The sequence below is a fragment of the Micromonospora sp. NPDC049114 genome (assembly GCF_040648635.1).
In the GTDB taxonomy this organism is placed as follows: Bacteria; Actinomycetota; Actinomycetes; order Mycobacteriales; family Micromonosporaceae; genus Micromonospora.
In genome coordinates this window covers 81,307-88,319 of sequence record NZ_JBEZEA010000014.1, presented here as the reverse complement: position 1 = coordinate 88,319, position 7,013 = coordinate 81,307, and the positions used below count along the sequence as shown (strand labels likewise).

General features: G+C 70.3%; 7 protein-coding genes and 1 pseudogene. 4 read left to right on the top strand and 4 right to left on the bottom strand.

The window, feature by feature from the left end; genetic code table 11:
* Both AB0B39_RS28470 and AB0B39_RS28465 read left to right on the top strand, forming a co-directional pair.
* Positions 1-747, top strand: a pseudogene (locus AB0B39_RS28470) (carboxypeptidase); the annotation flags it as partial.
* A 76-nt stretch (positions 748-823) separates the two neighbouring features.
* On the top strand, positions 824-1,456 hold the full coding sequence (locus AB0B39_RS28465; protein WP_357575853.1) for a fasciclin domain-containing protein: 633 nt from the start codon (positions 824-826) through the stop codon (positions 1,454-1,456).
* Between the two features lie 6 nt (positions 1,457-1,462).
* Here AB0B39_RS28465 and AB0B39_RS28460 read toward each other — a convergent pair whose 3' ends face one another.
* Positions 1,463-2,464, bottom strand: coding sequence for a tyrosine-type recombinase/integrase (locus AB0B39_RS28460; RefSeq protein ID WP_357575852.1), 1,002 nt, complete (start codon positions 2,462-2,464; stop codon positions 1,463-1,465).
* A gap of 58 nt (positions 2,465-2,522) precedes the next feature.
* Between AB0B39_RS28460 and AB0B39_RS28455 the strand changes: the two genes are divergently transcribed.
* On the top strand, positions 2,523-2,837 hold the full coding sequence (locus tag AB0B39_RS28455) for an AAA family ATPase (RefSeq protein WP_357575851.1): 315 nt from the start codon (positions 2,523-2,525) through the stop codon (positions 2,835-2,837).
* A gap of 121 nt (positions 2,838-2,958) precedes the next feature.
* On the opposite strand, the gene AB0B39_RS28450 is transcribed toward AB0B39_RS28455, so the two are convergent.
* From AB0B39_RS28450 to AB0B39_RS28440, 3 genes are all read right to left on the bottom strand, one after another.
* Complete coding sequence (locus tag AB0B39_RS28450) at positions 2,959-3,807, bottom strand: carbon-nitrogen hydrolase family protein (protein WP_357575850.1); 849 nt, start codon at positions 3,805-3,807, stop codon at positions 2,959-2,961.
* Positions 3,808-3,895: 88 nt separating this feature from the next.
* Positions 3,896-4,486 (bottom strand): DinB family protein, encoded by a 591-nt coding sequence (locus AB0B39_RS28445; protein WP_357575849.1) that lies wholly within the window; start codon positions 4,484-4,486, stop codon positions 3,896-3,898.
* Between the two features lie 22 nt (positions 4,487-4,508).
* Positions 4,509-5,318: an alpha/beta hydrolase gene (locus tag AB0B39_RS28440; protein WP_357575848.1), complete on the bottom strand. Its 810-nt coding sequence runs from the start codon at positions 5,316-5,318 to the stop codon at positions 4,509-4,511.
* 237 nt (positions 5,319-5,555) lie between these two features.
* On the opposite strand from AB0B39_RS28440, the gene zwf reads away from it, so the two are divergent.
* Positions 5,556-6,935, top strand: a complete 1,380-nt coding sequence (zwf, locus tag AB0B39_RS28435) for a glucose-6-phosphate dehydrogenase (protein WP_357575847.1) — start codon at positions 5,556-5,558, stop codon at positions 6,933-6,935.
* Positions 6,936-7,013: the final 78 nt, after the last annotated feature.

The window sequence follows — 7,013 nt, the reverse complement described above, 5'->3', positions numbered from 1 at the left end:
GACTCCCCGGCCCCGCCCCCCACCCCCGCCCCCCCCCCACCCCCCCGGGCCCACCCCCCGCCGCCGGTGGACGCGCCCCCGGCCAACCTGATCCTCGACAACGCCCCCTGCGCCTACAAACTCACCGACGCCCAGTACAACGGCGCCCGCACCGACGGACCCGGCGGCGTCGGCACCACCGTCGCCCAGCGCATCGCCGCCCACGGCTGGAAGGTCATCACGACCACCGACGGCTACTACGTCCCCCTCAACCAGCCCGAACGCGGCCTCATCCCACTGCTGCTCGACCCGCTGGGCGTGGAGAAGCTCACCGACGGCGAACGCGTCTACCCGACCCTCACCGGCCGCCGCAACGGACCACTTGTCGTCACCGGCTTCACCTGCGCCGCCAACGCCACCGTCAACGGACCGGTCACCGTCCGCGCCGGCGCGGCACTCGTCACGACCGGCACCACCATCAGCGGCCCGATCACCGCCAACGGCGCCGCCGGCGTCCTGCTCGCCGACAGCACCGTCAACGGCCCCGTCCAGATCACCAACACCACCGACGCGGTCTCCATCATCGACGTCACCGTCGCCGGCCCGGTCAACCTGACCGGCAACACCACCGGCACCGACATCCCACTGCTGGCCGGCTCCACCATCCGCGGCCCTCTCACCTGCACCGGCAACAACCCCACGCCGACCAACCTCGGCGTCGCCAACACACTGCACGGCCCCCGCATCACCCAGTGCGCGGCACTCTGAGCCCCACCTGACCGCACCGGCGGCGCGGGCCCCCCACCCCGCGCCGCCGGTGCACCCCGAACCCCTGGAGGCCGTCGTGTCGCACCCCGCCACCGCAGCACGACACCCCCGACCGCGACGGCTCGCCCTCCTCGCGGCGACACTGCTGCTGGCCGCCTGCACCGGCACCGCGTCACACACCACCGCACCCCAGGTCACCGGACCCCTCTGCGCCGCCCTGCCCACCGGCACCGACCCCGGCAACCCGACCTTCCTCGCCGGCCAACCCGTCGACGAGGCGTTGCGCTGGATCCCCACCCTCACCACGTTCGAAGCCGCCCTGCGCGCCAGCGGCGTCCTGGCCGACCTCCCCGCCGGCACCGCCCTGACCGTCCTCGCACCCACCGACGACGCCTTCGCCGCCACGTTCTCCGAGGACAACTGGGACGACCTCATGACCCACCACACCGACCAGCTCCGCACCCTGCTCAAGGCCCACCTCAGCACCGGCGCCCACCCGATCGACGACCTCGCCACCGCCGGCTCGACCACCACCCTCGACGGCGCCACCATCACCGTCACCCGTACCGGAACCACCACCCGCCTCGCCGACCGCGCCGACACCGTCTGCGCCGACTACCAGGCCACCAACGCCCGCATCCACATCATCAACGCGGTCCTCGGCCCCCTACCCGTCACCGCCGACGGCACCGACCACCGCGCACACTGACCCCGCTCAGTCCCGCTCCACACCGACCAGAGCAGCCAACGCGCGATTGGTGCGGTTGGCCCGCACCGCGTCACGCTGCTGCCCGGCCGTCACCTCGATGTACGTCTGCGACGACGCCAACGACGCGTGCCCCAGCAACCGCATGATCTCCGCCGCGCTCGCCCCGTCCTCCGCCAACCGGGTGGCGAACGTGTGCCGCAACGCGTGCAGCCGCGCCCCCCGCGGCACCCGGTCACCGATGCCCGCCCGCCGATAACAGGACTCCACCAGATACTGCAGACCACCGCGGCGCAGCGGCTCACCGCTTCGGTCCACCAGCAACGCCGAATCCGGCCGCACCGACCGCGAACCGAAACGGCGCGCGCGACTGTCCAGGTAGTCCCGCAGCACCCGATCCAGGTCCGCCTCGATCGGCACCACGCGTGGCCGCCCGCCCTTGCCGACCACCTCGATCCGCCGTTCACCCGGCCGACCCGCCAACGAACCGACCCGCAGCGCCAGCAGCTCCGACAGGCGCAGCCCCGCGCACAGCGCCACCGCCAGCACCGCCACGTCCCGCTCCGGCCACGGGTCGCGCTGGCGTCCGTCGTCACGGGCGACCGACGCGAGCAGCACCTCGGGGGTGTCCGCGCCGCGCAGCGGTTTCGGCTGGGGGAGTAGCGCCCGGGGACGACCCACCGCAGGCATCGGATTACCCGCCACCAACCCGTCGGCGACCAGGAACGTGAAGAAACTGTTCCAGGTGGACCAGGCCCGGTGCACCGAAGCGGGCGCCCGCGGCGCGGCGAACCGGGCGAACGCCGCCCGCATGACGCGAGGGGAGAGGTCGGTGATCGACAACGCGTCCAGGGGGAGGGGAGTGGTGTCACCCTCGGCGACCAGGGCGGCCACCGCGTACAGGTCTCGCCGGTAGGCCGCCAGGGTGTGGGGGGAGGGCTTGCGGGTGGCGCGGGCGGTCAGGAACTCCTCGATCAGCGCCCCGAGCGATTCGTCCTTTTTGTCATGCATAAGGGATATTATGCAGCATTTTCGCGTTCCCGGGAAGCGGGGGGAGAGGAGAGAGAACATGCCCGAACCACGACGGTATGTCCTGACCGGAGTACCCGGTGCCGGCAAGACGACCCTGCTGGAGGCGTTGCACCACAGGGGACACGTCACGGTCCGAGAGGCCGCCACCGACCAGCGGTCGGTGTTCCTGATCGGCCCGCTGGGCTTCATCCACCACACGGCCGCACGCCGGATCAGCTACGCCGATTCGCTGGCCTTCGTCCGCGTGCACGAGCAGGTGTACGAGGCGTACGGGCACCACCTGGTCCACGTGCCGGCCGGGCCGGTGTCGCAACGGGTCGCGCTGATCGAGAGGAGCCTGGCCCGCCTCTGACCGCTGTGGAGGGGACCCCTCGAATCGGCTTACTTTACATAATGTGCATTATCGAAGGTGTCGCGTGGCGCCCGGGAGTGCTGGCGTGCCGTCGATCTACCTTGCTCTTCGCACGATGCCGTCAGGTGCCGGTGCGATCGGTGCTGCGCGGATCGCTGACCCGGCGGTCGACGTAGATGTCACCCGCTCGGGCCGTGTCCCGCCACGGTCGCGCCTTGTTCAGCGCGACGTCGAGCGCCGGGTCCGCGCGGTCCAGGTCGACGCAGATCACGTCGGGCCCGTTCGTACGGGTGTGCCGCAGCAGATGCCCGTGCGGGCCGATCACTGCCGACGGCGTGGTCGCTGCGCACTGGGCGGGCACCGCGATGCTGACCCACAACCCGTTGAGGGCAGCATGTGCGCGGGCGATGACCTCGAAAACCGGATCGTCGGAGAACGTGGAGAAGAGCACGCAGTCCACGCCGAGTGCTCGTTGTTCCATCCACAGCTCGGGAAAGTTCACCTCGATGCAGATCAGGCACCCGAACCGGAAACCGTCCACGTCGAAGGTGCAGACGTGGTCGCCGGGTGTGTAGAAGCCGGTGAGCTCCGCGTGTGACAGCAGCCGCTTGTCGTATCGATCGATCAGCTCGCCGCGGTCGTTGATGACCCACAGCGAGTTGTGTGGTCGATGAGCGCCGGTCAGCCGGTGGTTGCCGCCGACGACCACCCAGACGCCGAGTTGTGCGGCGAGGGTCATCGTGCGGTGCAACTGTTCGGTGACCGGCGCCCAATCGATGCGCCATCCTGAGTAGTACGGCTTGGCAGCGCCGGCGTAGCCGGACAGGGCGCCCTCGCTGAGGTGAACCAGGCGGGCCCCCTGGTCAGCGGCCTGCCGCATCGCGGTGCGTATCGCCGTGCCGTTGGCACCCGGATCGGTGGTGACCGCTGTTTGAGCGACGGCGATCCGAATCCGTACAGTGGCGCCCATCGCGGCACCGTAACGGACGGATGGCGTCGCCTCTCCCCCGGCTCGGATCGGCCATGATCGCCTTTCCGGGGGTGCCGTGCGCGGGCGGTCACTCGAAGTGGTCGGCCAGCTTTCGCAGTTTGCTGACGTACGCCGGCCAGTCGTGCCCGTCGGGGGCGGCGGTGCCGTCGCGGTGCCAGCCGATCGCGCCGTCGTGCTGCTCGCGCATGATGTCCATCTGACCGGCGTGCCGGGCGAGGTCACCGCTCACGTGCAGGATGATCCGGTACAGGGTCACGTCCTGGTGGCCCGGCTGCCACCAGGGCACCAGCCCGGGCGCGTCGATCGGCAGCTGGTCGATCGTCTCGTCGGCGAACACCGCGACGCGGCGGTACAGGTCGATCAGGCCGTCCTTGGTCTCGTCCTCGCGTGCGTACCAGTCGGCCTGCGGGTCGTCGTCGAACGCCTCCAGGGGAACCAGTTCCTCGGGCGTCGGGAACTGCCGGTCGAAGGCGAGCCCGAAGTAGCCGGCTTCGACGTTGAGGCAGTGTTTGACGACGCCGAGCAGGTTGTTGCCGGTCACGGTGCGGGGTGTCCTGGCCTCGCGCTCGCTCAGACCGTCGAGTTTCCAGACGAGGTCGGTGCGCGTCCGCCGCAGGGAGTGGTGCAGCGCGGCCTTGATGTCGCTCAGGTCAGCCATGCCGGCCATTGTCGCGCAGGCGTTACGTGGTCGTGTGCCCTGGCAGGGGCGCGGTCAGCGTCCGGTGTAGCCAGTCCTGGGTGAGCGCGCGCAGCAGTGCCGGTTGTTCGTAGGGCAGGTAGTGCCCGGCGGCGTCGATGGTGGTGTAGGTGCCGCGGGGGTAGCGGCGCATGGCGTGGAACTGGTCGGTGTAGCCGACGATGCCGTCCTGTCGGCCGGTGAGGACGCTGACGGGGCCGTCGTACGGGGTGTCGGCGGTCTCGTCGGGAAGCGCGTACCCCGGGCCGGTGCGCAGTGTCTGCAGGAAGGTGTCGTCGCCGGGGCCGCCGGAGTGCAGGGCGGCGAGCACTGTGGCGACGACGGTCGGGGTGCGGTGGCCGAGCGCGGTGTCGAGGTGGGTGCGCAGGTCGGTGGGGGCGTCGTCGAGCCAGCCGGCGGGCCCTGGGGGTGGGCGGTGGTCGGGCAGGGTGCGGCTGGCCGGTGCGATGGTGATTCCGGGGCAGACGAGGAGCAGGCCGCGGACCAGGTCGGGGCGTTGGCGGGCGATGCCGGCGGCGAGGTAGGCGCCGTAGGAGGCGCCGGCCAGGAGGACCGGTGCGTCGGTGTGGTGGTCGAGCCATGCGCAGACGGTGTCGAGTACGGCCTGGGAGGTGGGTGGGCAGGTGGCGGGGGTGTCGCCGTGGCCGGGCAGGTCCAGGTACGTCTCGCGCAGGTCGACGCCGGCGAGGGCGGGGCTGAAGGCGGCGGCGGTCGCGGTGCGGGTCATGCCGAACATCGGCAGGCACACCACCTCGGGGCCGGCTGCGGCGGATCGGTCGACTGCCAGGTTCATTCTGGGATCCTCCCCTGTTGCGCGGACCTTTGCTGCGCGTCTTCGGTCGTGGCAGATCTGCGGGAGAGGGTGGAGCGTCAGGGTTGGCGGGCCATAGGATGATCGAGATTTGTCGATCAGGGTGTGCGCCGTCGCTGTCGCCGACCTCACGTGCGTCGTTGCCGGGGAATTCCTCCAGTGGGGCGCGCGGTTGTCCGTTCGGAAGATCAGGTTTCCACATGATCGGATGGAAGTGCCATGCACGTGCGCTCAGACGCGGTAGTGCTGTTCGGCGTGACAGGTGATCTCGTCTCGAAGAAGCTCTTTCCGGCGCTGTACGAGTTGACCCGGCGTGGTCGGCTCGATGTGCCGGTGATCGGGGTGGCCCGCTCCCCCTGGGATGATCAGCAGTTGGTCGCGACGGCTCGCAAGTCGGTGGCCGAGGCGAGTGACGAGGTGGACGACGAGGCGTTCGACGCCCTGGCGGGCAACCTGTCGATGATTTCCGGGGACTACGCGGACCCGGTGACGTACGAGCGGTTGGCGGAGCGTCTGCGCGACGCCGAGCGTCCGGTGTTCTATCTGGCGATTCCGCCGATGGTGTTCGGTTCGGTCGTGCAGGGGCTGGCGGCGGTCGGATTGGCCGATCGTGGTCGGGTGATCGTGGAGAAGCCGTTCGGGCGTGACCTGGCGTCGTCCGCGGAGTTGGATCGGACGTTGCAGAGGGCCTTCGATCCGACGCGGGTGTTCCGGATCGACCACTACCTGGGCAAGGAGGCCGTGGAGAGCCTGTACGCGTTCCGGTTCGCCAATCGGCTGTTCGAGCCGTTGTGGAACAGCGAGCACATCGACAACGTGCAGGTCACGCTGGCCGAGGGGTTTGGCACGCAGGGTCGTGCCGGGTTCTACGACACGGTGGGCGCGATTCGTGACGTGTTGCAGAACCACATTCTTCAGGTGGTCGCGTTGATCGCGATGGACGCGCCGGCGGGTGACGACACGGACGCGTTTCGGGAGGCCGAGGCGGCGGTTCTGCGCCAGATCGAGCCGTTGTCGCCGGAGTTCACGGTGCGGGGGCAGTACGCGGGTTACCGCGACGAGCCGGGTGTGGCGCCGGATTCGAACACGGAGACGTTCGTGGCGACCCGGTTGACTGTCGACTCTCCCCGTTGGGCGGGTGTGCCGTTCCATCTGCGGACGGGTAAGTCGCTGGCGGGGACGGCGACGGAGGTGGTGGTGGAGTTCAAGCAGCCGCAGCGTCCGTTGATTCCGGCCGCGGGTGGGGTGGCGGCGCCGGCGAATCTGCTGCGGTTCCGGCTGGGTCGTGGGGACGGCATCACGATGTCGATTCAGGCGAAGAGCCCGGGTGCGGAGGTGGCGAGCCGTCCGGTTGACCTGTCGGTGGACTTCGGGGCGGTGCTGGGTCGCCGTCAGGAGGCGTACGAGCGGTTGCTCGACGATGCGATGGACGGGCAGCATCTGCGGTTCGCGCGGGCGGAGACGATTCGGCAGGAGTGGCGCATCGTCGAGCCGATCCTGGATCTGGCGACGCCGGTGCGGCCGTACGACAGGGGTGGTTGGGGTCCGGCGGAGGCCGACGCGTTGGTCGGCGGTTGGCACGTGCCCGACCTGGGGTAGCGGGCGGGGTGGGCTGAGTGACCGCTCAGCTCACGGATGGGACCGTCCGGCGACGGTGAGGTTTGCCGCGTGCGTGCG

What these genes read in the sequence shown, in the direction of transcription:
- AB0B39_RS28450 (WP_357575850.1), bottom strand. Translation starts at nt 3,807, where the DNA reads ATGGGCGCCACTGTACGGATTCGGATCGCCGTCGCTCAAACAGCGGTC.
- AB0B39_RS28460 (WP_357575852.1), bottom strand. Translation starts at nt 2,464, where the DNA reads ATGCATGACAAAAAGGACGAATCGCTCGGGGCGCTGATCGAGGAGTTC.
- zwf (WP_357575847.1), top strand. Translation starts at nt 5,556, where the DNA reads ATGCACGTGCGCTCAGACGCGGTAGTGCTGTTCGGCGTGACAGGTGAT.
- AB0B39_RS28455 (WP_357575851.1), top strand. Translation starts at nt 2,523, where the DNA reads ATGCCCGAACCACGACGGTATGTCCTGACCGGAGTACCCGGTGCCGGC.
- AB0B39_RS28440 (WP_357575848.1), bottom strand. Translation starts at nt 5,318, where the DNA reads ATGAACCTGGCAGTCGACCGATCCGCCGCAGCCGGCCCCGAGGTGGTG.
- AB0B39_RS28445 (WP_357575849.1), bottom strand. Translation starts at nt 4,486, where the DNA reads ATGGCTGACCTGAGCGACATCAAGGCCGCGCTGCACCACTCCCTGCGG.